The 24,506-nt window shown below is 70.7% G+C and carries 20 protein-coding genes; 8 read left to right on the top strand and 12 right to left on the bottom strand.

Annotation, left to right across the window (positions count from 1 at the left end; genetic code table 11):
* Nucleotides 1-45 precede the first annotated feature (45 nt).
* Complete coding sequence (locus tag OG509_RS35890; protein WP_406186743.1) at nucleotides 46-1,368, bottom strand: hypothetical protein; 1,323 nt, start codon at nucleotides 1,366-1,368, stop codon at nucleotides 46-48.
* Between the two features lie 857 nt (nucleotides 1,369-2,225).
* On the opposite strand from OG509_RS35890, the gene OG509_RS35895 reads away from it, so the two are divergent.
* From OG509_RS35895 to OG509_RS35910, 4 genes are all read left to right on the top strand, one after another.
* Nucleotides 2,226-2,543, top strand: coding sequence for a three-helix bundle dimerization domain-containing protein (locus OG509_RS35895; protein WP_406186744.1), 318 nt, complete (start codon nucleotides 2,226-2,228; stop codon nucleotides 2,541-2,543).
* Between the two features lie 31 nt (nucleotides 2,544-2,574).
* Nucleotides 2,575-3,546, top strand: coding sequence for a polyphosphate kinase 2 family protein (locus OG509_RS35900; RefSeq protein WP_406186745.1), 972 nt, complete (start codon nucleotides 2,575-2,577; stop codon nucleotides 3,544-3,546).
* 63 nt (nucleotides 3,547-3,609) lie between these two features.
* Nucleotides 3,610-6,330 (top strand): cation-translocating P-type ATPase, encoded by a 2,721-nt coding sequence (locus OG509_RS35905; protein WP_406186747.1) that lies wholly within the window; start codon nucleotides 3,610-3,612, stop codon nucleotides 6,328-6,330.
* Between the two features lie 13 nt (nucleotides 6,331-6,343).
* A complete protein-coding gene (locus OG509_RS35910) occupies nucleotides 6,344-8,143 on the top strand; it encodes a SulP family inorganic anion transporter (RefSeq protein WP_406186748.1) in 1,800 nt (599 codons plus the stop codon).
* Nucleotides 8,144-8,188: 45 nt separating this feature from the next.
* Here OG509_RS35910 and OG509_RS35915 read toward each other — a convergent pair whose 3' ends face one another.
* Nucleotides 8,189-9,529: a diacylglycerol/lipid kinase family protein gene (locus tag OG509_RS35915; protein WP_406186750.1), complete on the bottom strand. Its 1,341-nt coding sequence runs from the start codon at nucleotides 9,527-9,529 to the stop codon at nucleotides 8,189-8,191.
* Nucleotides 9,530-10,322: 793 nt separating this feature from the next.
* Between OG509_RS35915 and OG509_RS35920 the strand changes: the two genes are divergently transcribed.
* On the top strand, nucleotides 10,323-10,799 hold the full coding sequence (locus OG509_RS35920) for a hypothetical protein (protein ID WP_406186751.1): 477 nt from the start codon (nucleotides 10,323-10,325) through the stop codon (nucleotides 10,797-10,799).
* Between the two features lie 115 nt (nucleotides 10,800-10,914).
* Here the strand turns inward: OG509_RS35920 and OG509_RS35925 are convergent, their stop codons facing one another.
* The 3 genes from OG509_RS35925 to OG509_RS35935 form a co-directional block, all read right to left on the bottom strand.
* The gene (locus OG509_RS35925; RefSeq protein WP_406186753.1) at nucleotides 10,915-11,142 is read right to left on the bottom strand and encodes a hypothetical protein; all 228 of its coding nucleotides are present in this window, start codon (nucleotides 11,140-11,142) and stop codon (nucleotides 10,915-10,917) included.
* Between the two features lie 146 nt (nucleotides 11,143-11,288).
* Entirely contained in the window at nucleotides 11,289-11,507 is a 219-nt protein-coding gene (locus OG509_RS35930; protein ID WP_406186754.1) for a hypothetical protein, read from the bottom strand.
* A 66-nt stretch (nucleotides 11,508-11,573) separates the two neighbouring features.
* The gene (locus OG509_RS35935) at nucleotides 11,574-12,566 is read right to left on the bottom strand and encodes a hypothetical protein (RefSeq protein ID WP_406186755.1); all 993 of its coding nucleotides are present in this window, start codon (nucleotides 12,564-12,566) and stop codon (nucleotides 11,574-11,576) included.
* On the opposite strand from OG509_RS35935, the gene OG509_RS35940 reads away from it, so the two are divergent.
* Nucleotides 12,547-12,831: a helix-turn-helix transcriptional regulator gene (locus OG509_RS35940; RefSeq protein WP_406187783.1), complete on the top strand. Its 285-nt coding sequence runs from the start codon at nucleotides 12,547-12,549 to the stop codon at nucleotides 12,829-12,831. The genes OG509_RS35935 and OG509_RS35940 overlap by 20 nt on opposite strands.
* On the opposite strand, the gene OG509_RS35945 is transcribed toward OG509_RS35940, so the two are convergent.
* Nucleotides 12,821-13,861, bottom strand: coding sequence for a vWA domain-containing protein (locus tag OG509_RS35945; RefSeq protein WP_406186756.1), 1,041 nt, complete (start codon nucleotides 13,859-13,861; stop codon nucleotides 12,821-12,823). The genes OG509_RS35940 and OG509_RS35945 overlap by 11 nt on opposite strands.
* A 263-nt stretch (nucleotides 13,862-14,124) precedes the next feature.
* Here OG509_RS35945 and OG509_RS35950 point away from each other — a divergent pair, with 263 nt between their 5' ends.
* Together OG509_RS35950 and OG509_RS35955 are read left to right on the top strand one after the other, a co-directional pair.
* Nucleotides 14,125-14,769: a GAP family protein gene (locus tag OG509_RS35950; RefSeq protein WP_406187784.1), complete on the top strand. Its 645-nt coding sequence runs from the start codon at nucleotides 14,125-14,127 to the stop codon at nucleotides 14,767-14,769.
* A 56-nt stretch (nucleotides 14,770-14,825) separates the two neighbouring features.
* Nucleotides 14,826-15,668: a hypothetical protein gene (locus OG509_RS35955; protein WP_406186757.1), complete on the top strand. Its 843-nt coding sequence runs from the start codon at nucleotides 14,826-14,828 to the stop codon at nucleotides 15,666-15,668.
* 24 nt (nucleotides 15,669-15,692) lie between these two features.
* Here OG509_RS35955 and galE read toward each other — a convergent pair whose 3' ends face one another.
* The 6 genes from galE to OG509_RS35985 all read right to left on the bottom strand — a co-directional run bounded on the left by galE (nucleotide 15,693) and on the right by OG509_RS35985 (nucleotide 24,130).
* Nucleotides 15,693-16,688, bottom strand: coding sequence for a UDP-glucose 4-epimerase GalE (galE, locus tag OG509_RS35960; protein ID WP_406186758.1), 996 nt, complete (start codon nucleotides 16,686-16,688; stop codon nucleotides 15,693-15,695).
* A 121-nt stretch (nucleotides 16,689-16,809) separates the two neighbouring features.
* Entirely contained in the window at nucleotides 16,810-17,574 is a 765-nt protein-coding gene (locus OG509_RS35965) for a PIG-L deacetylase family protein (protein ID WP_406186759.1), read from the bottom strand.
* A 79-nt stretch (nucleotides 17,575-17,653) separates the two neighbouring features.
* On the bottom strand, nucleotides 17,654-18,613 hold the full coding sequence (hemC, locus tag OG509_RS35970; RefSeq protein WP_406186760.1) for a hydroxymethylbilane synthase: 960 nt from the start codon (nucleotides 18,611-18,613) through the stop codon (nucleotides 17,654-17,656).
* A gap of 281 nt (nucleotides 18,614-18,894) precedes the next feature.
* Nucleotides 18,895-20,685, bottom strand: coding sequence for an NUDIX domain-containing protein (locus OG509_RS35975; protein ID WP_406186761.1), 1,791 nt, complete (start codon nucleotides 20,683-20,685; stop codon nucleotides 18,895-18,897).
* A 20-nt stretch (nucleotides 20,686-20,705) separates the two neighbouring features.
* A complete protein-coding gene (locus OG509_RS35980) occupies nucleotides 20,706-22,115 on the bottom strand; it encodes an NUDIX domain-containing protein (RefSeq protein ID WP_406186762.1) in 1,410 nt (469 codons plus the stop codon).
* Nucleotides 22,112-24,130, bottom strand: coding sequence for an ATP-binding cassette domain-containing protein (locus tag OG509_RS35985; protein WP_406186763.1), 2,019 nt, complete (start codon nucleotides 24,128-24,130; stop codon nucleotides 22,112-22,114). Before OG509_RS35985 ends, OG509_RS35980 begins: the two co-directional genes overlap by 4 nt.
* Nucleotides 24,131-24,506: the final 376 nt, after the last annotated feature.

Here is a 24,506-nt window from a genome sequence, read left to right on the forward strand (position 1 = left end):
CCGGGCAGCGCAAGCGCATGCTGCTGCCCGGCCCCGGGCCCCCGTCTACTTGATGAGCGAAGCCCAGTCAGGTGCCTGCGCGGGGTCGAGCGTGCGCAGTTGGGCGAGGACCTTCGGGTCCTGCGCGTCGAGCCAGTCCGCCAGCTCCCGGAACGACACGCAGCGGACGTCCTGGCGCGGGCAGACGTCCTTCATCACGTCCTCGACGGCCTTCATGTAGATGCCGCCGTTCCAGTCCTCGAAGTGGTTGCCGACGAACATGGGCGCCCGGCTGCCGTTGTACACACGGTTGAAGCCGTTCAGATACGAGGCCCGGGTCTGCGCCTGCCACGCTGCGAACTTCGCCGGGTCGCCCTGTGTGCTGTCGCCCGACTGGTTGAAGAGGAAGTTGAAGTCCATGGAGAGGACCTGCACCTCCTTCCCCTGCAGCGGCACGAGCTGCAGCGGAAAGTTCCAGATGCCGTCCTGCTTGGACGGCCACAGCTGGAAGTCTCCCGCGGAACTCGCGTCGTAGCGCCAGCCGTACGGCTTGATCGCGGTCAGGAGGTTCTTCTGGCCCTCCAGGCAGGGCGCCCGGCCTCCGACCACTTCCCGGTCCGGGTCGAAGGGCAGCGGCGCCTCCTTGGTGAAACCGGTGTTGGTCTTCCAGTTCTTGACGAACGAATACGTCTGGTCGATCTCGCTCTTCCATTCGGCGGGGCTCCAGTCCCCGCCGCCCTTGGGCCCGCAGAAGTGCCCGTTGAAGTGCGAGCCGATCTCGTCGCCGTCGCCCCAGGCGCCGCGCAACTGCTCCAGCGTGCTCTTCACGTGCGGGACGGTCGGGTAGGAGATGGCGGCCGAGCCCGGGTTGTGCTGCGGCGGCCGGTAGAGCGTCTTCTTGCTTTCCGGCAGCAGGTAGATGCCCGTGAGGAAGAAGGTCATGTGAGCCTTGTTCTCGCGGGCGACCTGGCGGAAGTGAGAGAAGAGGTGGTCGTCGCCCTCCAGCGCACCGTCCCAGGAGAACACCACGAACTGCGGCGGCTTCTCCCCGGGTTTCAGCCGCTCGGGCTTGAGCTGTCCCGGCTGTGGCCCGGTGTAGGAGGTCGAGCCGTCTCCCAACACTTTGACCTTGCCGTCCCAGGCCTCCTCGGCCTTCTTCGCAGCGGCGGCCCCGTCGGCCGCACCGCCCGGAGCCCCGAGCTTCGCATCGCCTTGGGCGGCCCCCTCGGGACCGCCCCTCGTGAAGGCGAACGCGGCGGCGGTGGCCCCGGCTATGGCGATCACGGCGACGCCCACGCCCAGGCGTCTGCGGTTCTGCGCCTTCCTCCGTACTTTGCGGCTACTCCGGGACTCCGCCCGGGCAGCCGGAGCGGTGTCGGTATCGGCCATCGCAGTCGTCCCCCTGAGATCCCCGCAGCCGGGCCGCGTGTGGATGGTTCATACGAATATAGAACTTGTCGGCACTCATCCCACACTCCAGCCTCCTCACCCCCGTCGCTTCACAGCCAACTCACAGCCCCGCACCGGGCACCCGCCTCGGGACGGGGCCCCGGCCTCAGGGGCTGTGGCCGTGTTCGGACGAATGCCGACCCGATGTCGTCTTCACTGACGAGCGGTCAGGTGAGTGTCAGCCGGGGCGTCGACCTGGCCGGCGAAGGGCGGCACTGCCGGCGCGCTCGCCGACGCGGGGACGATCGGTGTCGCCTTGACGTAGAAGTCCCCAGGTGTGCCCAACAGCCACACGTCCGAGGGCGGTGTGCTCCGCACCCCCGGCAATCGGGTGAGGCAGCGAGACGGGCTTCGCCTCGCTCTCAGCCCGCTTCGTGTCGCCGAATCTGTGTTCCGGTGCAGAGACCGGCCGCCAGCAGGGTCTTCGTCTGCTGGTAATACACGGCCCGCACCGGCGTTGACCTGCGGAAATGGTGGCTGTGGTGCTCGTCGGACAGAAGTTGGTCCGAAAATGGCCGGATCTTGATCACGGCGGCTGAGCGGCTTGGATGGCCGGAGGGGTACTCCCCACTGTGCGCCTTCGTGACCGACTGTCGTCCGTGCGCGCGTCACCGACGCCCCGGGACAACACACCTAGGCCGTCCCTTCCGGACCTTGCCGGGCCCGGCCGCACGACCCGCCTTCCCATATTCGCGCAGTCAATGGGCGATCTTGTCCCGTTTGGCAGAGAATCGCCATGACGAACACCCTCACCCGATGTCGGCATGCGCGGACCGGCGGTCCGAAGGTCGTGGGATATGGCACCTGCAATGCTCCAGGGCGCGGAACGGACCGGGACCTCACCCGCCATGGAAGATCCCGGGGCGCGGACAACGGAAGAGTGGTCACCCACCCCGGAGGAACTGGCGTCCGTCCGGACCACCGTGGCTCGGCTGAAGGCGGCCTACCCGTCGGTCGACGCGGACGCCGTGGAGGCGACGGTCGAGGCCGGGTACGACGCGTTCCGGCAGGCCAGGGTCAGGAAGTACGTCCCGATCCTGGCCGAACGCCGGTCCCGGAAGGCGCTCGCCGCCGCCACCGGGAGCACCCCGGACGCAGCGGGGGACGGGCAGTGACCGCCGGGGGCCGGGGAAGGGGCGAGCGCTGATGTCCGACGAGAGAGCCGAACGCATCGCGGATTTCATCGAGCCGCTACGGGTGCGACCGGGGTCGAAGGTCCGCTTGGACCGGGACTTCGATCCCCGCTACAAGGCCGGTCTGAAGAAGCGCGAGGGGATGGAGCTGCTGCGGACCGGGGTGTCGTTGCTGGCCGAGTACCAGGAGCGGCTCGCCGCACAGGACACGTACGGCGTACTGCTCTGTCTCCAGGCGCTCGACGCCGGAGGCAAGGACGGGACGATCCGCCATGTGATGAGCGGCGTCAATCCGCAGGGCGTACGGGTCAGCAGCTTCAAGGTGCCCTCCGCCGAGGAACTCGACCACGACTACCTGTGGCGTTACGCCAAGCGGCTGCCCACGCGCGGCGAGATCGCCATCTTCAACCGCTCGCACTACGAGGAGGTCCTGGTCGTCCGGGTCCACCCCGAGATCCTCGTCCGGCAGAAGCTGCCGGAGAACGCATGCGGGCCGGGCCTGTGGGACCGGCGCTACCGGGAGATCAACCGCTGGGAGCACTACCTCACGGACAACGGTTTCAAGGTGGTGAAGATCTTCCTGAACCTGTCCAAGGAGGAGCAGCGCACCCGCTTCCTGAAGCGGATCGACCGGCCGGAGAAGAACTGGAAGTTCTCCGCGGCGGACGTCCGGGAGCGGCGCCGCTGGGACGACTACCAGCATGCTTTCTCCGAGATGCTGTCGGCCACGAGTACGAAGTGGGCGCCGTGGTACGTCGTACCGGCGGACCGGAAGTGGTTCGCGCGGCTCTGCGCGGGGGCGGTCCTCGCGCACACCCTGATCGACATCGATCCTCGGTACCCCGATGTGGGGCAAGAGGCCCGCAAGGACCTGCTCGTCACCAAACGGGCGCTGGAGAAGGAGGCGCCCGCCGGCGCCCCGGCCGATCCGTACGCCGCCCGGCACGGCAAGCCGAGGAGCAAGCCGAAGAAGAAGCGTGGCTAGCGGCCCTCGGGCGGCGCGCGGCCGGCCCGGACGCGTCCGCGGCCCCGGATCGGAGGCACAACCATGACGGTGCGGTCGGATTCCGTGGCGGAACCGCCCCGGGCTGCTGGGGACGGCTGGTACTCGCGCTCCCCCGAGGAGGTCGTGGCGGCGTTCGATGTCGATCCCGCGGCCGGCCTGTCCGAGGCGCGGGCCGCGGAACTCCTGGCCGCGCACGGCCCCAACGCCCTGCCCGAGGAGCAGCGGACACCGGCCTGGCGCCGCTTCCTCGCCCAGTACCGCAGTTACATGCAGATCGTCCTGGTGGCCGCGGCGATCGTCTCGCTGGTCATCCAGGAGTGGACCACCGCGATCCTGCTGATCGCACTGACGCTGCTGAACGCGGTCGTGGGCCTGCGCCAGGAGGGCAAGGCCGAGAGCGCCATGAACGCGCTGAAGTCGATGATGAAGGCGACGGCCCGGGTGCGCAGGGACGGCAGGGAGGCCGAGATCCCCGCCGAACAGCTGGTCGACGGCGATGTCGTGCTCATCTCCGCCGGGGACCAGGTGCCGGCGGACGGACGCCTCATCGAGGCCAGCGCCCTGCAGATCGACGAGTCGGCGCTGACCGGTGAGAGCGTGCCGGCCGCGAAGGAGACCGGCGCGCTGTCGGGCAGCCGGCTGTCGCCCGGCGACCGGACCAACACGGCGTTCATGAACACCCCGGTCACCCACGGCAGCGGCCTCATGATCGTCACCGCGACCGGTGCGGACACCGAGCTCGGCAAGATCTCCGGGATGCTGTCGGCCACCGAGAAGGAAGTGCCGCCGCTCACCAAGGAGCTCGACCGGCTGACCCTGTGGATCACGGGGGCGGCGGGCCTCACCATGATCGTGATGTTCGCCCTGGGGCGCCAGCGGGACCAGGCCTGGGACGTGCTGTTCGTCAGCGCGGTCTCACTGGCCATCGCGGCCATCCCCGAGGCCCTGCCGACCGTGACCCAGGCGATCCTGTCCGTCGGGAGCCTGAACCTGGCGAAGCGGAACGCCATCGTCAAGGAACTGCCGTCGGTCGAGACGCTGGCGTTCACCTCGGCGATCAACTCGGACAAGACCGGCACCCTGACGATGAACCAGATGACGGCCGTCGAGGTGCTGAGCCCCACCGGCCGGTACACCGTGTCGGGCACGGGCTACGGACTCGCGGGAAAGGTCCAACACGCCGCCGGGTCCGCCGCGGGGATCGAGGACGCGATCCTGCCGTACGTGGTGGCCAGCGACGCCAAGCTGGTGGGTGGCGAGGTGGTGGGCGATCCGACCGAGGGGGCGCTGCTGGTGCTCGCGCACAAGGCCGGCCTGGACACCGACGCCACCCGCGAGGCCCTTCCCCGGCTCGCCACCCTCCCGTTCGACCCCGAGTACAAGCTGATGGCCACCTTCCACTCGGCGGTCGACGCCTCCGGGCGGCAGGTCGTGCGCTGCTTCGTCAAAGGCGCGGCCCCCGCGGTGATGGCGCGGGCCGCCACCGCTCTCGCGGCGGGCGAGACCGTCCCGTGGGACGCCGATCTGCTCCGCCGGGCCGAGGAGCAGAGCGAGCGGATGGGCGGCGAGGGGCGCCGGGTGATGGCCGCGGCCAGCCGCGACCTGGACCCGGACCGCTTCGATCCGGACGGCGACCTGCTCGGGTACGTCACCGACCTGCGGATGACCAGCCTCGTCGGCATGGTCGACCCGCCGCGCGAGGAGGCGAAGGCCGCGGTGGCCGACGCGCAGGCGGCGCACATCCGGGTCCGCCTGGTGACCGGGGACGACGTCACCACCGGGGCGGCGATCGCCCGGCAGATCGGGATTCCCGGCGAGGCCGTTCTCGGCTCCGATTTCGCCGCCATGAGCGACGATGAGCAGCTCGCCCGCATCGAGGGGATCGGTGTGGTGGGGCGGGTCGCCCCGGAGCACAAGGTGCTGCTCGCGAACACGCTGAAGAAGAAGGGCGAGGTCGTGGCTATGACCGGGGACGGCGTCAACGACGCTCCCGCCATCAAGGCCGCCGACATCGGTATCGCCATGGGCAGCGGCACGGACGTGGCCAAGAACGCCGGCCGCATGATCCTCTCCGACGACAACTTCGCCACCATCGTCTACGCCGTCGAGCAGGGCCGGACGATCTACGACAACCTCACCAAGTACATCCGGTTCGTCCTGCTCCTGCTGGTCACGTTCGTGCTGACGTTCCTCGGGGCGACCGTCTTCAACGTCGCCGCCGGTGAGCCGTTCACCCCGCCGCAGGTGCTGTGGATCCACTTCGTCGTCAACGCCTCCTTCGGCTTCGCGCTCGGCTTCGACCGGGAGAGCGCCGGACTCATGCGGCGCAGGCCGCGCCCGCGCGGGGAATCGGTGCTCACGCGTCCCGTGCTCATCACGGTAGGGCTGGGCGGGCTCGCGATCACCGTCCTGCTGCTCTGGCTGATCCGGCTCGGCCAGAGCCGTTACGACAGCGTCGCGACGGGCCAGTCGATCGCGTTCACGGCCTTCTCGCTCTGTCTGATCGTGGCCGCCTTCGAATGCCGCAGCGAGACGGAATCCGTGCTGACGACCTCCACGTTCGACAGCAAGCAGATGAACTGGGTGGCCCTGGCCCAGTTCGTGCTCTCCGTGCTGGTGACCCAGCTGGACGGCTTCCGGCGCATCCTCGGGACGACCGAGATCGACGCGAGGCAGTTCGGCTGGGCGGTGCTCGCCGCCCTCGCGCTCCTGCTCGTGTGGGAACTGGGCAAACTCGTGGCCCGCCGGTCGAAGGCCGCCTGAGGAAGGCCTGTCCGTGACCACTCGGCGTTACGGCCACGGGGTGCTCTCCCGCTTCCGGGCAGTTCCCGGGATCCGCGCGGTGTCGTCCTACCGGCGCGAGTGGCTGGTCAAGGACCTGGTCGCGGGAGTCGTCCTGACCACGCTGCTGGTGCCGCAGGGCATGGCGTACGCGGAGTTGGCGGGCCTGCCGGCCATCACCGGCCTGTACACGACGATCCTCTGCTTGCTCGGATACGCGGTGTTCGGCCCGTCCCGGATCCTGGTGCTGGGCCCGGACTCCTCGCTGGGGCCGATGATCGCCGCCACCGTGCTGCCCCTGGTGGCCGCCGACGGGGATCCCGACCGGGCCGTCGCACTGGCGTCGATGCTCGCTGTCATGGTCGCGGCCATCATGATCCTCGCCTCGGCGGCGAAGCTCGGCTTCATCGCCGACCTGGTCTCCAAACCGACGATGATCGGCTACATGAACGGCCTGGCCCTGACCATTCTGATCGGTCAGCTGCCCAAGCTGCTCGGCTTCAAGGTCGAGGCGGACAACCTGATCGGCGAGTGTGCCGGCCTCGTGCGGAAGATCGCCGACGGGGCGACGGTGCCGGCCGCCGCCGCCGTGGGCCTCGGCGGGATCGCCCTGATCCTGGTCCTGCAGCGCTTCCTGCCGAAGGTCCCCGCGGTGCTCGTGATGGTGGTCCTGGCGATCGCCGCAGCCGCCGCCTTCGACCTGGACGAGCACGGCGTCGGCCTGGTCGGGGTGCTGCCCGAGGGCTTCCCGCCGTTCACGATCCCCGACGTGCGGCTCGCCGACCTCGCGCCGCTGCTCGGCGGCGCGCTGGGCATCGCCCTGGTGTCCCTGGCCGACACGATCTCCAACGCGTCCGCCTTCGCGGCCCGTACGGGGCAGGAGGTCCGCGGCAACCAGGAGATGGCGGGCGTCGGTGCGGCCAACCTGGCGGCCGCCTTCTTCCAGGGCTTCCCCGTCAGCACCAGCGGGTCCCGGACGGCGGTCGCGGAGCGCGCGGGGGCCAGGAGCCAGCTCACCGGGGTCGTCGGAGCGGTGCTCATCGTCCTCATGCTCGTGCTGGCTCCGGGTCTGTTCCGCAACCTCCCCCAGCCGGCCCTGGCCGCCGTGGTCATCACCGCGTCACTGTCCCTGGCCGACGTACCGGGAGCCGTACGGCTGTGGCGGCAGGGCCGGGCGGAGTTCCTGCTGTGCTTCGCCGCCTTCGCGGGCGTGGCCCTGCTCGGCGTGCTGCCCGGGATCGCCATCGCCGTGGCCCTGTCCGTCCTCAACGTCTTCCGGCGCGCCTGGTGGCCGTACGACACCGTACTGGGGCGGGTGCGGGGCCTGGAGGGCTACCACGACATCCGCTCCTACCCGCGGGCCGAACGGCTGCCGGGCCTGGTGATCTACCGGTTCGACGCCCCGCTCTTCTTCGCCAACGCCAGGGCCTTCCGGGACGAGATCAGGCGACTGGCCGGCGCGGACCCCCGGCCGAGCTGGATCGTGGTCGCGGCCGAGCCGATGACCGACGTGGACACGACCGCCGCCGATGTGCTGGAGGAGCTCGACGAGGCGCTCAACGCGGAAGGCATCCACCTCGTGTTCGCCGAGCTCAAGGACCCTGTGCGACTGAAGATCGAGCGGTACGAACTCACCCGGACCATCGACCCCCGCCACTTCTTCCCCACGGTGGAGGCCGCCGTCACCGCCTTCCGCCTGCGCACCGGAGCGCAGTGGTCTTCGCCCACCCCCGCCGAACGGCCCGCCGGGCCCGAACCCGGGTCCACCGGTCCCGCGCCCACCGGCGGGCAGTGACCGCCCGCCGGGCGGGAGACACCGGAAGGCTCCGACTGCCGGCGCTCAGGCGGCGCCGTGTCCTGCCGCGGTCCGTCCCATGGTCAGCGCCAGCTGCCGTACCCGGCGCCAGTCCATCGGGGGCGCGGTCCGCGGCACGCCGGGACGGTGTCGCGGCACGCGCACGCGCAGGGCGCCGGACGCGATACGGCAGTGCACGGGAGTGGAAAGCACCAGGGCCTCCCCGTCGACACCGACCGGGATGGCGGGAGCGTCGGCGTCGACGACGACCTCGCGGGCGGTGACGGCGGTCAGCCCGCGGCCCTGCCTGCCGTGCAGCAGCAGCCCCGCCGCTTCGGCGGCGCTCGAGACTTCGACGCCGAGCACCCCCAGTTCACCGGAATCCAGTCGCTCCCGGCGCCCGAGCCCCGCAGAATCACCCTTCTGGTAAGGGTTGTTGCTCACCAGCACGGCCTGGGGACCGTCCAGGACCAGCGCATCCGCACGGACGCTCAGCCGCGAGCCGCTGTCTTGGGTCAGCAGAGCCGGCAGCATCTCCAGAATGGTGCGGGCCTTGTCGTCGCGGTAGGCCGGACTCTGCACGACTTCCGCGTACACGCCGAACGAGGCGCTGTTGACGAAGACGCGCCCCGTGTTCCCGTCCGCCGGTTCTCCCTCATGGATGAAGCCCAGATCGACGCGGAGTTCGACGCCGTCGGTCAGTGCCTCCAGACAGTGGGAGGGATCCTGCCGGTCCAGGCCCAGGTCCATGGCGAAGTGGTTGCGCGTCCCGGCGCTGATCACCATGAACGGAATGTCGTGCTCCACGGCCACGGCGGCGACCAGGGCCTGCGTGCCGTCGCCGCCTGCGACACCCAGCAGGTCGGCCCCGTCCTCGACGGCCTGCCGTGCCAGCTCGGCCACGTCCTGCCGCCGGGCCGGATCCAGCACGACGACCTCGGCACCCAGGGCCTCGGCCCGCTCCGCCAGGCGGAACTTCCCGACCTTTCCGCCGCCCGAGCGCGGATTCATGATCACGAAGGGCCGCTGGGCCCGGACGGCGGGGTGCTCCGGCATGCTCGACGCGGTGTCCTCGGCAAGAGCGGCGCTGCCCGCGGCGACGGCCAGCGCCCACAGGCCGACTGAGGCCAGCACGACCCACAGCAGCCCGGCGGCTGAGTACAGAAGCAGGACGGCGAGCGGTGCGACGACCACCAGAAGCCCGGCGAGCACCCTGATCCAGCCGGTGTGGGTGAGCATCCACCACAGGCCTGCCGCCGTGAGGACCAGTCCTGCCCACCCCACCGCCATCAGCAGGAGGCTCGCGAGGCCTCCGAACACCACCAGCACCACGAGCGCCGCCAAGCCCGCCGTCAGGGCCAGACGCGCGGTCCAACGCCTGCTCATATGACAACCTCCCGCCGCTCCACGGGCTGCCGGACATGAGTCGGGCACCCACTTCAGGCTACGAGCGCCGCCCCCGCGCGGCCTGCCAACCGCGGCCGCCCGCGCCGGATGGCACGGCCAACCGGGCCTCGGGACCATGACCGCGGAGGCGCACTGTAGGGACCGGTCTGCGGCGTCAGCGCGGCCATCGGCCACGGGCTGGGCGTGGTGCAGACACCGCACCGGGACTGCGGTGCGGTGTCTGGACGGGCGGGTGAAGAGCGTCGGCAAGAGGCCTTCGGCGGGTGGAGAGGCGGCGGCCTCGTCCAGGACATGCGGCCGACCCGGCCCCCAGTCGCACGGTGTGCTCGGCGTCGCCGACACCGGCCCGTGGCTCGGCTCACTGCTGCCGGAGCTCGATCTCGTCGTCGCGGACGCCGGGGCCGCGGGCGGGAGGTACTTGTCCGGGATGGGATGGTGAGCAGCGGCCCACCCGATTCCGCCAGTTGATCCAGGATCGGCTTCCATTCCGTGCCGGCGCTGATCACCTTGTTGACGAGCAGGACGTAGGCGTCCCGGAGGCCTTCTTCTGTCTGTGGAGCGAGAACGGCCGTCACAGCGGCCACGAGTCCAACAACAGTGCGTACCAGGGCGCCGGTACGGGTATGGGGAACGAAGCGAGCGAAGCGCGGAGGCGGCAGGCCGCCCTGTTGTAGTCGACGCCTCCCGAACAGGCGCGGGCTCAGCCCGGTGAACGGGCGCTGTTCAGGACTGCTCCGACGCCCTGATCACACCAGCCACGCTGCATGGGACCATGGCGGCCATGTCAGGTCAGGTCTGGGTGTCCCTCATATCCTTGGGCGGCGTTGTACTGGGCGGCATGCTGTCCTACCTCGTCCAGTACAGGACTCAGTCGACAGCGGAGCGTGCTGAACAGCGGCGGCAGCTGAGCGCGTTGTCGGAGGCTCGGCGGTCGGAACGGCTGGCGCTGCTGGAGCGGTTCATCGAGGTGGCGGCCGAGGCCGAACGCTCAGCGTTCAGCCGGCCTTCCGAGTGGGACGATACCCACGCCTGGTACCTCACGACCCAGGGCGTCATGAACAGGCTATGGGTCGCAGAGCGGCTCATCCGCATCCAGTTCCCCCTGTCCGTACATGACGCGGCCCGGGCGTACTTCCTCGACCTCAACCGGACCGTGTGGGAAGGCTTGCCCGACGGCGAGAGCGTGCGGGACTACCTGGAGGACAACCGCCTGGCGTTCCTCGACGCGGCCCGAGCGGTCATGGGATAGCCCAGCTGCCGGGCCCACCGAAGATCTTTACGGGACAGTGGGGTGACGCCCCGCAGTCGCTTGATGTTCGCCGTGCGAGGCTCCCTCGGTTCAGGTGTGCTGAAGGGCGCGCCGGTCAGGCGGCCTTCTGGGGCTGGGGTGTCTTCCGCGTCTTCACCCCGCCGACGATGAGGGCCAGCCCCACGGCGACGACGCCGAGGTAAGCGGTGGACGGAAGGTCGACGATCTTGTGCATCCAGCCCCACTCCGTGCCGAAGAAGGTCTGCGAGGCGAAGCTGACAAGCCCCTGGGCTCCTACGACGTAGCCGATGCTTTCGAGGGTGTATCCGATGGTTGTTCGCACGGATCAACCCTCTCGCGGCGATGCTGCTGGATACTCCTCCGCAGGGCCGAAAACGCAGTAGTCCAAAGGATGCAGTCGCGTGCCGAGAGCACCCTGGCATCCCGGCCCTGACTGGATGCCAGGGCCGGGCGCTGGAGGCGGGCGGGTTATCGGGCGGCCTGCAGCACGGCCTGGTTGGCGACGACGGGGTCTCCGGTCCAGGGCTCCTCGGTGTGGACGAGGACGCCGTCGTAGGTGGGGGTGAAGGTCCAGACGTGGACGGCGGTGATGCCCTGGGCCGGGCCACCCCAGGCGAGGCGCCTGCCGTAGTCGACCTGCTTGACGGTGGAGGTGATGTCGAGTCCCTCGGTGCTCCAGCGGAACACCGAGCCGGGGCGGAGGCGTCCGGGGGTGTCCTTGACGACGGTCTCGGCGTTCGGCTGCCAGTTGGGTCAGTTCTCGACGTCGGTCTGGATCTTCCAGATGGTGTGCAGCGGGGCGTGGATGAGGACGTCGGTGCGGGTGATGACCGGTGCGCGCTCGTCGATCCGCACGTCCACGGGGTGCTTCGCGGCCGCCTTGGCCGTCGTGGGGGTGAGGGCGTAGGCGGTGGTGGAGGTCGTGAGGAGGAGCGCGATGGTGACGGCGGCGGAATTGGCCGCGGTGAGCGTACGCATGGCAATGCCCTTTCGTGGGGTGGTGGGATCAGAGGGCGCTGTCGGGGATCCAGGAGCCGTGGATGCCGCCGGTGACGCGGCGGGGGAGGTGGACGGTGGCGATGCGGTGGAGGGGCGCGTTCGGCGGCGGACTTCAGATGCAGGAGCCACTGGCGCGTAGCTCTGCTCGATGTGGTTGGCCGGCGAGACCGGGGTCGGTAGCCCGAAACCACCGGCCAGACCGGCGGGGCCGAGCCTGCGCGGCAACTCCAGCAGCGCGAGCGGATCGCCGCGTGCCTCGGCGAGGATCCGCTCGCGCACCTGCTCGTCCAAAGGCGCGGGGAGGCCGGAGGAGAGCAAAGCCCGCGCTGCCTGATCGGGCAATCTGGGCAAGGCCGGCGCCGGCAGCCCGTCGAGTTCGGCGACGGTGTGTGGATCACGGAGCCCGAACACGATCGCGATCGGCTCGTCCGCGATCCGCCGGGCCGCGAGCGCCGGCACCTGAGTCGACGCCCGGTCCAGCCATTGCGCGTCGTCCACGACACACACCACGGGTTTCTCGCCCGCGACGTCGGACAGCAGACCCAACAGGGAGGGTCCGACGGCGAAACGGCTCGGCGTGCTGCCGTCCCGGATTCCGAGGGCCACGGCCAGATCGTCCCGGTGGGGAGTGGGCGGCCGCTCGATCCGGTCGTGCAATGAGCGGGTGAGCTGGTGCAGCGCAGCGTAGGCGAAGTCCGCCTCGAACTCCGCCGGCATCGCCCGGGCGCTGAACGTCTCCGTCCGCACCCTCCATCGCGCCTTCGACGGCGAGACCGTCATGGCCTACGTCCGCCGAAGGCGTCTCGAGGGCGCGCGGAGCGACCTCGACCGCTCCGGCAGTCCGTACACCGTTGCCGAGGTGGCGGCACGCTGGCAGTTCGCCGACCCCAGCCACTTCCGCCGCGCCTACCGCAACGCCTACGGGCAGTCACCCCGAGCAGCAGGGGACCGAAGCAGCCGGGCGCCTGCACGACACGGCGCGCGGGGCGTGATCGGGGGCATCAGACCATGAGCAGCAGCCGCGTGTTCGGTGCCAGCTTCCGGTTCACGCTGGTGCTCTGCACGAAGATGGTGAAGTCGTCGTTGTGGTCCGGCTTGACGCGGACCTCCGTGTCGGGCAGGCCGAGCAGGGCCCGGGCCTCCGGTCCCGTGTACACCTGGTCCGTCTTCTTCTCCAGCACCGCGATCTGCTTCCGCGCCTGAATCTTTTCCGACTTGCTCAGCTGGTAGAACGCACAACCGGTCCGGTAATTCTGCCCGCACTCGATGACCCATTCCCGGATCGCCGCATCGCGAGCCACGGGAATCAGTTGGTACTGCGACGGATCGACCGGGGTGAGACCGGCTGCGGCGATGGTTTCCTTGTTGACCACCTCGGCGCCGGTGGAGAACACCGTCTTCGATCCCCGGATGCCCTTGGTACGGCCCATCATGAAGTTTTCGGTGGCCTTCAGGATGACCTGTCCGGCTTCCTCCAGGCCCTGCGTGCTCGTGGCGTCCCAGATGGCGATGTTGTCCTTCGGGAATCCGCACTGCATGGCCTCGCGCTTGCCCATCTGGTCCGGCACGAGGACGGCCAGCGTCCAGTTGTCCTGCTGCGTTTCGATCATCGTGGCCACGGCCTGCACCAGATCACGAGGGCTACGGGAAGGGGCGTCCGGGCAGCGGTGACTCGCGTTCTCCTGCCCGTCGGTCAGGACGAACGTGAGGAAGCTGTGGTCGCCGTAGAGCTGGGCCGTCTGCGCCAGCTCCCGCTGCGACTTCAGCGTGGCCGCCAGCAGAGCCGTCATTCCCCCGGCCCGGTAAAGCTGCTTCAGGGACGGCATGCGCAGCACGTCCTTGTCGTAGATGACGCACTCCACCTTGTCCGCGAAGACGTACACCGTGACACGGGTTTCCTGGTCCAGTTCCTGTGACCGGCGGGCCAGATAAGCGATCTGCTGATCGGCGACTTCGACCACCTTGCGACTCAGGTGCGACATGGACGAACTGGCGTCCAGCACGAGAGCGACGTGATTGATGTAGTTCTGCTTTCCGGACATGGCGGCTCCCCCGTTTTCCGATTCGATACTTCGATCCTCCCATCCACCACTGACAATCGATCTTGGAAGAGACCCGGAGCCGGATGCGGCGTTCGGGGACGTGCGCGTGGCCTCCTTGACCGGTCGGGCCGCCGCCCGCAGAGTCGGCATGCGGTGCCGTGCCAGCGCCGCTCGACCCCGTCCCAGCCAACTGCGCCGTCCAACGGCGGCGGACGTCGGTGGACGGCGGCGGTCGGCCTCGACCTCCGGGAGTGACTGAGCTGATGGTCGTCGACCTCATCGTGATCGGTACGGCCATCACCCTGGGCCCCCTGCACAACAGCGCCTTCATCCTGCTGCTCTCCTCGCGGCGCGGCGCCCGCAAGGGCCTGGCGTTCCTGCTGTCGTGGCTCGTCGACCTGGTGGCGGTCATCGCGTGCGTGCTGCTGCTGACCGGCGGCGTGCCCCCGGCACTCCACAGCGCGCCGTCGACCGCCGTGGCCTGCGCGAAACTCGCCATCGGTGTGGGGCTGGTGCTGTACGGCGCACACCGCCGCCGCCGGCCGCCCCGTCCCCACGGTCCGCCGCGCTGGGCCGCCCGGGTGGACGGTGCCTCACTGGCCACGGCCGCCGGGCTGGCCTGGCTGCTCCAGCCCTGGGCGCTGGTCGGGGCCGGCGCCGCCACGGTCGTCGCCGCCGACCTCTCCTCCGTCGCCGACTGGCTGGCCCTGACCGGCTACTGCCTGCTGGCCACGCTCAGCCTCGTCGTCATGGAGATGTACACCGTCTGGGCGCCGCAGGCCGCGGGCGCGAAGCTGAACGCTCTGCGCAGCTGGCTCGCGCACCATCAGGAACAGCTGGTCATCACGCTCTCCCTGCTCGTGGGCCTGTGGCTGGTGGCGCGGGGCATCTACGATTTGGTCGCCTGACGGACGGCCGCGTTTCACTGCCTGCCGGGGCCCGTACCCGTGGCTAGGCTCGGGTGGTGGGACAGCCCGAGCAGCGCGCCGAAGGCGCAGGACCCTTCACCACCCGCCTCTTCTGGAACCGCCCCGAAGGGGGAACGGTGGTGTGGGAGTCCCGGCCCGCGCGCAGGCGCGGCGCGCTCTCGCTCCGCGGACCCGGGGACGCGGTCACCCTGGCCGCGAGCGCCGACGCAGAGGCCCTCGGCCGCCTTCGCAGGCTGAACACCATTGCCTCTGGCGCGTTCGTCGTCGGAGGAGCGCTCTTCGCCCTCGGAGCCGCCGTGGCCCAGGTCGGGTCCGGCGACGCGCTCGTGAGCGCCTCGATCTACTTCGCGGGCGGTCTGTTCTTCAACCTCGGGGGCTACACCTCGCTCCTGCAGGTGCTGAACGCGCCTCGCCACACCCCGGGCAGCGGCCGACTGGCCACGGCCGACTGGAGGTGGTGGGGGTACGAGCCGATGCGGCTGGACTGGCTGGGTACGTTCGTGCTGTTCGTGGGGACGCTCGTATTCGGCGTCAACCTGCTGGACTCCTTCCTCCAAGGGCTCACGGCCCAGCAGGTCAACCGGCTCGTCTGGACCCCCGACGTGGTGGGATGCGCGCTGTTCCTGGTGTCCGGCCATCTAGCCTTCGCCGAGATCTGCCACCGGTTCCGGCCCTGCCTGCGCTCGCGGAGCCTGGGCTGGTGGGTCGTAGCCGTGAACCAGCTGGGGTCGGTGCTCTTCATGGTGTCGGCGCTGGCCGCCTTCACCCGTCCGGCCACCGGAAGCCTGGTCAACTCCGACATCGCCAACTGGGGGACGCTGTCAGGCGCCCTGTGCTTCTCGATCGGTGGTGTGCTCCAGGCCTTCGAACGGCCGTAGGCACCGCCGCGCGAGAAGGACGGCTCAGTCCGACAGCAGCTCGTCGCGAACCGGAATCCAGTTCAGGGCGGACCGGATGCCGTCCTCCAGGGACAGCTTCGGCGTCCACCCCAGCAGCTCGGCCGCCCGGTCGCTCTTGGTGTAGCCGCCGGCCACGTCACCGGGCCGTGGGTCGGCGTCGATGGTCTGCAGGGGCGTGCTGACGACGTTGTTGAAGGCATCGCACAGCTCGCGGACGGTGGTACCGGAGCCGGTGCCCAGGTTGATCGCGATCGAGCGCTTCTCCTCCGTGAGGATGGAGTCGAAGCGCTGGATCGCGGCGATGTGTGCCGCGGCGAGGTCCCAGACGTGGACGTAGTCGCGGATGCCCGTACCGTCGCGCGTCGGGTAGTTCGTTCCCGTGATCGGGAACGGGCGGCCCTCCTGGTGTGCCTGGATCAGTACGCCCAGTGCGTGGCTGGGCCGCTTGAGCTGCAGACCGGTGCGCAGCTCGGGGTCGGCGCCGACGGGGTTGAAGTACCGCAGCGAGAGCACGCGGGGCCCGGCGACGGCGATGTCGGCGAACATCTCTTCGCAGTGCGCCTTGGTCCGCGCGTACGGGCTCTGCGGGGCCAGTGGCGAGTCCTCGTTGACCGGTGAGCCGTCCTCGGCCTGGTAGATGGAAGCCGAGGAACTGAAGATGATCCGGTCGCAGCCGTTGCGGCACAGGTGGCCGACGAAGGAAAGGCTCTTGGACACGTTCGCGTCGTAGTAACCGATCGGGTCCGCGACGGACTCCGGCACCACGATCAGCGCCGCGCAGTGGACCACGGCTGAGATGTCCGGGTGCTCTGAGAAGATCCGGTCGACCAGCGCGCCGTCCGCGATGTCGCCTTCGTAGAAGGTGCGGCCCTTGGTGAACTCACGGCGGCCACGGACGAGATTGTCGAGGATCACGGGGGTGATCCCGGCATCCAGACAAGCCGAGGCGACGGTGCTGCCGATGTAGCCGGCTCCTCCGGCGATGAGGACGGTTGTCACGATGATCTCTTCCTGGTCGATTCAGCCCAGTAGGCAACCAGCGCCCAGGCTAGCGGAGAGCGGGGGTCGGCCCGCCTGCCGCGTGGCGGACTCTCGGGCGTCTACGGTCTGAGGACGTTGTCTACGCCATCAGCTGCGTGAGCATGCGGGCTGAGTTCTCGGCGTGGAGGCGGGTGAAGTACTCGGTCCCGATGATTCGGTTCCGGGTCTTGTCCGGGAGACGGGACAGGAGCGCGGGGAGCGGACGTTCCTTGGCGACCTCGCTGCGGTGAGCGAGGATCGCGGACCACTTGCTGTCGAGCCACGGCCGGACGTCGACCGTCGCGGTGATCATTTCGTCCGGCAGGCTCAGGGCCGACTTGTCCACCCCGGCGAGCAGGGGCCCCAGGTCACCGAGGGCTGAGTGGGGGTGGGTAGCGGCGTACAGGGCCTTCGGCTGCCAGGGTTCCCCTGCGTCGGGGTAGAGGTGTTCCAGCCCGGCGGCGGTGAAGGCCAAGGTGGTTACGCGGTGGGTGTGGCGGTGATCGGGGTGGCCGGTGAGCTGGCCGTAGGGGTCGTGCGTGACCACGATCTCGGGCCGGAACCGCCTGATGTGGCTCACGAGCCGCTCGATCACCTCGTCGAGTGGTGCGTCGCAGAGTCGTGGTCGGTTCGGGGCGGAGTCGGGGATGCGGTGGTCGGCGTAGCCCAGCATGCGAGGTGCGCCGGCGCCCAGGGCCGCGGTGGCATCGGCCAGTTCGGCGGCGCGGTGACTGTCGGGGGCCCAGGTGGAGGTGACGACGGCAGTCCGGGAGCCGGAGGCGGCGTGCTGTGCGAGGACTCCTCCGGCGAGGAGGGCCTCGTCGTCGGGGTGGGCGAAGACGCCGAGCAGACTGGGCAGCGGCACGATTGCCTCCTGGGGCCCTTTCAGGACGGGCTTCACGGCCAATCCACTGGTGCTGGTGTTGGTACACGCGTGTCGCTGCTCACGGGCGTGCTCCGAGGAGGCGGGCGGCGCCGGCGGCCAGCAGTTGCTCCCCGGCCTCGTGGCCTACAGAGGCGGGCTCTGCCGCGGGGCCGGTCGTGACGGTGCGAAGCGGTTCGCCTCCGGCCGGGTCGAGAACGACCGCGTACACGGTGAGTCGTTCGGTCGTCTCGTCGAGGGCGGCGTGGACGGACGCGGCGGTCAGGCAGCCGCCGCGCAGGACGGCGAGCGCCGCGCGTTCGGCGTCGAGCAGAGTGCGGGTGGGGGCGTGGGTGAGCGGGGCGAGGCGGCCGTGGGTGGTGTGGTCGTCGAGGCGGTGCTCGATGACGACCATCCCGGCACCGGCGGCCGGCAGCCACACCGTCGGGTCCAGGATCTGTGAGGCCCGGTCGGCGAGGCCGAGGCGGCGCAGTCCTGCCAGGGCGGCGATCATCGCGTCAGCGCCCATCGTCCCGTTGTCGAGGGCGGCGAGCCTGCTGTCGGCGTTCCCGCGAATCGGTACCGGGACCAGCTGGGGGTGAAGGGCTTTGAGGAGGGCGGCCCGACGGGGCGCGCTGGTGCCGATCCGGGTACCGGGAGGCAGACCGTCCAGGGTCGCGGGCGGTTGGCCGGCGGGCAGGACCAGGACGTCGCGGACATCCTCGCGGGGCAGGACCGCTCCGACCGTGATCCCGGGGAGCCGGTCGTGGGGGCCGGGGAGGTCCTTGGCGCAGGCGATGGTGGCCTCGACCCTGCCGTCGAGGAGGTGTTCGTCGGCCCGGCGGGTGAAGGCCCCTTTGCCGCCGATCTCTGCCAGCGGACTGCGGTGTTGGTCGCCTTGAGAGGTGATCTTGAGGATGGCGAGCTCGATGTCCGGGTAGCGCGAGCGGAAGGCCCGGGCGAACCGGCCGGTCTGTTCCATGGCCATGGGGCTCGGCCGGGTGCCCATGCGGAAGGGCCTGGTCCTGATGGTCGTCGTCATCGTGGATCGCTTTCACAGGAGGGGGCGTGGCGGGCAGCGAGGTTTGTGCGTGCCGTACGAGGTGGTGGGAGCCACCGTCGGCTCCCGCCGCCGAACGGCCCGTTGATCCGGGTGATCACCGCCCGCTGCCCCCTCCGCTCCTCGTGCCCTGTCCAACGCCGGGGCCGGCGGCACCGTCACGGTCCGGCCAGCTGACCACGATCCGAGCACCGGCCTTCTCGAAGACGTCGCCCGCGGGGAGCCGGGTTGGTCAGGGTCGCCGGTCACCCGGCAGAACCCGGTCAGCTGCAAGGGCCCGGTCCAAGCCGTCCACCGGGGCCGGCGGGGTGTCCTCCCGGCCCGCAGGGGCTGATCCCGGTCGAGCGCAGCGTGCCGCCCTGGTGGCGCAGCCCGACGGCGCGGGTGAAGCCGCCGATCCGCAAGGGGAGGACCAGGTGCCCGCCTTCGGCCGGCTGGGCACGCCAGGCCCACGGCACGTCTTTGGCGGCGACCGTGACCAGGATGGCGTCGAAGCCCGCTTCCGGCAGCAGATGCCAGGGGGTTCCGTGGACGCCGTCGCCCAAGACGGGCCGTACTCGCTCCGCGTACCCGGTCTCGGCGAGGAACCGCTCGGTGCGGGCGTGTACGTACGGGTCGGTCTCCATGCACACCACCGACCCGGTGGGCCCGACGAGTTCGGCGATCAGGCACGCGTTGTAGCCGCCGCCTCCGATCTCCAGCACCCGGTCTCCCGGCCGCAGGCCCGCCCGGTCGAGCATGACGGCCTGCATCCCGGGCTGGGACACCGAGCTCGTCGACCGGCCGGTGTCCTCGTCGACCACGGTGGCGACGGCCTCGTTGGCGTACGCCCGCCGGAGCGGCTGCTCGGGGAGGAACGCGTGTCGGGGGACGGCCGTGAAGGCCCGCCGGAGTTCGGGGGTGTCGGTCCACCCGGCCTCGGTCAGGTCCCGTACCAGCTGCTCCCGCAGCCTGACGGCGGTCTGCGGCTCCCCGAAACTCAGCGTCACGTTCCCGGCGGGCCGTGGGGTGTGGTGCGCGGCCGGAACGCCGGGCAGCAGGCCGGGCCAGACGACGTTCAGGGCTTGGGCCGAGGCGGCGAACAGCGGTTGCGCCAGGCTCCGCAGTGCGGCAAGGGTGTGCCACTCCCACCGCGTGACCAGCTCGGGCTCCAGCGCCGAAGGCTCGCCGGTGAAGTCGGTGATCCGGGCGACCTCGGTGACGCGGGTGAAGCCGTGAGCGGCGTCGCACAGGGCACCCAGCAGCAGCGCCGCCTCCGGTCGCGCGGCCAGTCCCGCCTCCTCCTCCAACTCCCTTACGGCCGTGGCCTCGAACGCCTCGCCCGGCTCCACCTTGCCCGCCGGCAGCTCCCACATCGTGCGTGAGGGGTTCCAGCCGAGGAGGACCTGACCGCGGCCGTTGGTGACGACGACCGCGACGCCGGCCATCGCGGCCGGCTTCGGGGTGCGCTTCTCCGCGTACACGACGGCGTCGACCTTGGGCCGGCGCAGCAGCAGGATCGTGGAGTCGCCGGCTTCGACGCGTTCGGTGTGTACCCAGCCGTCGCGGAGCAGGTCGATCTCGGAGTCGTCCAGGCAGATTCCGCGCAGCTTCTCCGGGTGACGGTCGGCGTGCGGGGTGATGACGCACAGGGTGCCCTCGGGCTCCAGGAGCGCGGCGAGTTCGGTTACGGTGCGGGTGCGGTCGGGCAGGTGGGCCAAGGCCCGCCGCATGGTGATGACCCGGTACCCGCCGCCTGCGGGGGCGAGGGAGGCGAGGTCGCCGCCGGTGACGTCGAGCCGGTGGTAGTCGATCGCGTCCGACGGGGCGGCGGAGGCGCGCTCGACGGCGGCTTCGGCCCAGTCGACCGCGTCGACCCGGTACCCCGCTCCGGCGAGGAGACGGGCCAGTTCGCCGGTCCCGCAGGCAACGTCCAGCGCCCTCGCCCCCCGAGCGTCGTCGGGGAGGGCGAGGCGTTGGCCGAGGACGGCCTTCTCCGTGTCGGTGAGCGGTCGGAAGTCGTGGCCGCCGTCGTAGTGGGCGTGCCAGTCCTCCATGGTGGGTGTGGTGCTCATGTGGTGCGTGCTCCTTCGGGCTACGAACGGTGGGCGGCATGGAGGCGGAGCAGGGTGCGGCGGCCGCGTTCGGCGACCTCGGGGTCGTCGTGGGTGCTGCCGTAGGCGATGCCGGAGACGGCGTCGAAGGCCGACTCGCAGTCCAGGCGGAGCTCCTCGGCCGGCGTGAGCGGTCTGCCGTACCCGTCGAGGAACGCGGCGCGCAGGTCGGGCCGGCCGGTCCAGGTGTCGCTCAGGCGCACCATGTCCCGCGTGGCGGTGCCGTACTCCGACCGCTCGAAGTCGAACAGCCGAAGCTCGCCGTCCTCGGTGAGGAGGACGTTGCGGTACTGGAAGTCCCCGTGCGTCGGCACCACGACGGGCGGCGGGAGGCCCTCGTACGTGCGCGCCAGGGCGAGGACCAGGGTCTCGTCCCCGTTCGCCAGGTACGGCCGGGCCGCGCACAGGTGGTGCTCGACCTCGGCCGCGGCCGACGCCGTCTCGGCTGGCTGCTCCGGTGGGGCGCCGCCGTGCAGGGTAGAGGCCAGGCGGCCCAACTCGTGCTGGATTCGCACCTCGGAGTCCGTATCGAGGACCGTGCCGTGCAGAGGCCGCCCCGCCAGCGCGGTGACGACGACGGCCCGCGCCGCGGTGTCGGCCGCGACGAGGCGGGGAGCCCGTGGGCCGAGCGCCGGCACCCACCTCCGGTACGCGGCCACCTCCCGCTCGTGGAACTTCGCCCCCCGGTGGCGCTTGAGGTACCAGGTGCCGCCGCCGACGCCGGTGATCCGCCAGACCCGGCTTCCGGTGCGCATCCAGGAGACCTCCACCGCCTCGGTGGTCCGGCCGACGGCCTGCTCGGCGAACTCCCGCAGCCGGTACGGCAACTCCACCCCTCCGATGGGCGGGCCGGGCAGGAGGCGGGTGCGGTCGGGGACGCCGGGGGCGTACCGGATCGGGTCGCCGGGCTGCTGGAAGTGCACGGCGGCGGGCATCCCGGCGCGGTAGGCGTCCAGGCCGGCCCGGCAGTACGCCACCATCGGATCCGGCAGCCCGTCCAGCGGGTACCAGCCCATGCCGTCGCACCGGTCCGGCTCCATCACCCGTGGCCGTCCCGACCACCGCCGCACCTCGAAGAACACCCCGATCCGCGAACCGGTGCCTACGGGAGGGCGGTGGTGGAGGGTGGCCGCCGCGGTGACGTCCTCGGGGTCGATGAGTACGCCGGTCTCCTCGCGGGCCTCCCGGATCACCGCCTCGACCACGTCCTCGCCCGGGTCGAGGTGCCCGGAGGGCAGGTGCCACAGGCCGGACGCGTACACCGGCCCGGCGCGGCGGGACAGCAGCACCTCGGGGCCGTGCTCGCCGGTGCGGCGCAGGACGAGGTGGACGTCGACCGGCACGGTGTGCCGGGCGCCGCCGCTCACCGGCGGCACGTCGGTATCGGTCATGCGCGGTCCTCGGCGGGAAGGGCGTCGTGGTCGCCGGCGGACTGAGTGGGGACGCTGTCGGCGAAGGCGGCGGCCTGGACTAGATAGGCGTCGCGGAACTCCCCGGTGCCGGTCTTCTCATCCATCAGCTCGGCGAAGGTCCCCGACTCCGAGACCTGCCCGTCCTTCAGTACGTGGATCAGGTCGGCGTGGCGTACGGAGTGCAGGCGGTGGGTGATCAGCACGATCGTCTGTCCGGTGTTCGCCGCCAGGGCCCGGATCTGGTCGAAGACCCGCTGCTCGGCGACCGCGTCCAGCGCGCTGGTCGGCTCGTCCACGATCAGGATCTCGGCCTGCCGGTACTTCGCCCGGGCGATCCCGACACGCTGCCACTGGCCGCCGGAGATCTGGTGCCCGCCCCGGTATCCGCGCGCCAGCAGGGTGCCCAGCCCACGCGGCAGGCCGGCCAGAACCTCATCGGCCCCGGCGTACGCGGCGGCCTTCTCCACCGCGCCGTCGTCGATCGGCAGTCCGGACTCGCCGATCCCGACGTTGACGCGGAAGGTGAAGGGCCAGTGGAAGAAGTTCTGCGACATCAGCGCGACCCGGGAGAACACCTGACCTCGGTCCGCCGTCCGCGCGTCGACGTCGTCCCACCGGATGGTCCCGCCGTCCTCGTCCGGCAGGTACAAACCCGCGAGCAGCTTGACCACCGTGGACTTGCCCGAGCCGTTCTCACCCACCAGCGCGATGATCTTCCCCATCGGGAAGGACAGACTGACCTCCCGCAGCGTCGGCTCCGGCTCCTCGCCGCCGCTTCCGGGGTAGGTGAAGGTGACCTTCTCGAACCGGACCTCCCGCAGCCGCTCCGGCAGCGGCTGCCCGCCCGAGGGGATCGCACGGGCCTCGGCCTCCCGGCACAGTCGCTCGTAGTCGGCGACGAAGAGGCTCTCCTGGTGCAGGTCGGTGATCTGCAGTACCAGGGAGTCCAGGCTGGAGGCCCCCGTCCGGATGGCCAGTACGGCCGTGCCCGCGACCGCGAGCTCCATCGCCCCGCCCCACAGCAGCAGCCCGAGAGCCCCGTACGTGATGAGGGTGGCCACGCCGCCGGCGCCGTCGGCGACCAGGCCGATCCGCGCGGCCCGCCGGGCCAGCCGGGTCTGCTCCCTCTCGCTGGTCTCCGCCATGTTCCGGAAGTGCCCCAGGAGGAACGGGCCGACGTCGTGCACGCGCACCTCGGCCGCGGCCTCCTGCTGGGTCAGGAGCTGCCCCAGCAGATGCCCGGCACGCGCATGCTGGACGAAGGTGTGGAAGCTGATGTAACGCTGCTTGGAGATCGTCAGCGAACTCCACGCGCTCGGCAGGGTCATCAGCACGAGCAGCGGCAGCAGGACCGGGTGCAGGATGGTGAGGACGCCCGCCGCGGCGATCAAGGAGATCGCCGAGTTCAGGGTGTTGGTGCAGTAGCGGATCATGCGGCGGGCGGAGTCGGCCCCGTAGCGGGCGGCGTCCAGCAGCCGGTGGAACTCGTCGTCCTCCACGGCCGCGAGCTCCACCCGGTGCACCAGCCCCAGGTAGCGCTCGGTCGCCACCCGCTGCACCTTCGGCTCCAGCGTGCCGGTGGCCGCCGTGGACGCGGACCGCAGGAGCGAACCCAGCAGCGCCGTCACGGCCACGACGAGGAGCGCGGGCACCGCCCGGGCCAGCCGCTCTTTGGTGGTGCCCTCGGTGAGGAGGTGCCCGAGGACGCTGTTGACCGCGACCAGCCCGATGGCCTGGGTGATGCCGCGGCTGATCTCGGCGCCGAGGACGACCCGCAGGGCGTGGGCGTCGGCGAGGTGCGCGAGCCGCATGCCCGTGCCGACGAGCCGGGGCAGGCCCTTCGCCATCGCCCACAGGCCGAGCCCGAGCCAGGCGCCCTCGTGCCGGTCCCAGCCGATGTCGTAGGCGAGCTCGCCGCCGAAGAGGAGCCGCTCCGACTCCGACACCCCTGCGGTGCCGGATCCGGAAGAAGTCCTCTCGCTCATGCCGCTCATGCCCCCCACCTCGTATCCGGTCGTGACCCACGGCGGCCGGCCGGGCCGTCAACACGGCGCCGCTCGCGGAGGCCGGGGCAGGGGGAGAGTGGCTGATGTTCGAATGGTGGAGGGGCTAAGCGGGCGGTGAGCGCAGAATCCACGACGTCCTCCTGATGGGCGCACGGTTGGTACTGGTGCTCTAAGAACGGTGCTGGATCGAGGTCGTCACGGCCGATTCGGGAGCAATCTGGGAACACATGTTCTGGATCGCGCCGGTGGCCTTGGCGGGTCTGGGGCGGTCGTCCTGAAACTCGCTCGAACAGGGATGCTCACCCCTGCGGGGGATTGTCCGCTAGGTTCCGGCTCTGGCTCGTTCCGTGTACCGCGTATGTGA

Source organism: Streptomyces sp. NBC_01006, from assembly GCF_045162725.1.
Taxonomy (GTDB): Bacteria; Actinomycetota; Actinomycetes; order Streptomycetales; family Streptomycetaceae; genus Streptomyces.

Coding starts and splice junctions, on each gene's coding strand:
- OG509_RS35975 (WP_406186761.1), bottom strand. CDS start 20,685: ATGAGCACCACACCCACCATGGAGGACTGGCACGCCCACTACGACGGC.
- OG509_RS35905 (WP_406186747.1), top strand. CDS start 3,610: ATGACGGTGCGGTCGGATTCCGTGGCGGAACCGCCCCGGGCTGCTGGG.
- OG509_RS35900 (WP_406186745.1), top strand. CDS start 2,575: ATGTCCGACGAGAGAGCCGAACGCATCGCGGATTTCATCGAGCCGCTA.
- OG509_RS35890 (WP_406186743.1), bottom strand. CDS start 1,368: ATGGCCGATACCGACACCGCTCCGGCTGCCCGGGCGGAGTCCCGGAGT.
- OG509_RS35985 (WP_406186763.1), bottom strand. CDS start 24,130: ATGAGCGGCATGAGCGAGAGGACTTCTTCCGGATCCGGCACCGCAGGG.
- OG509_RS35945 (WP_406186756.1), bottom strand. CDS start 13,861: ATGTCCGGAAAGCAGAACTACATCAATCACGTCGCTCTCGTGCTGGAC.
- OG509_RS35915 (WP_406186750.1), bottom strand. CDS start 9,529: ATGAGCAGGCGTTGGACCGCGCGTCTGGCCCTGACGGCGGGCTTGGCG.
- OG509_RS35920 (WP_406186751.1), top strand. CDS start 10,323: ATGGCGGCCATGTCAGGTCAGGTCTGGGTGTCCCTCATATCCTTGGGC.
- OG509_RS35980 (WP_406186762.1), bottom strand. CDS start 22,115: ATGACCGATACCGACGTGCCGCCGGTGAGCGGCGGCGCCCGGCACACC.
- OG509_RS35950 (WP_406187784.1), top strand. CDS start 14,125: ATGGTCGTCGACCTCATCGTGATCGGTACGGCCATCACCCTGGGCCCC.
- OG509_RS35895 (WP_406186744.1), top strand. CDS start 2,226: ATGGCACCTGCAATGCTCCAGGGCGCGGAACGGACCGGGACCTCACCC.
- hemC (WP_406186760.1), bottom strand. CDS start 18,613: ATGACGACGACCATCAGGACCAGGCCCTTCCGCATGGGCACCCGGCCG.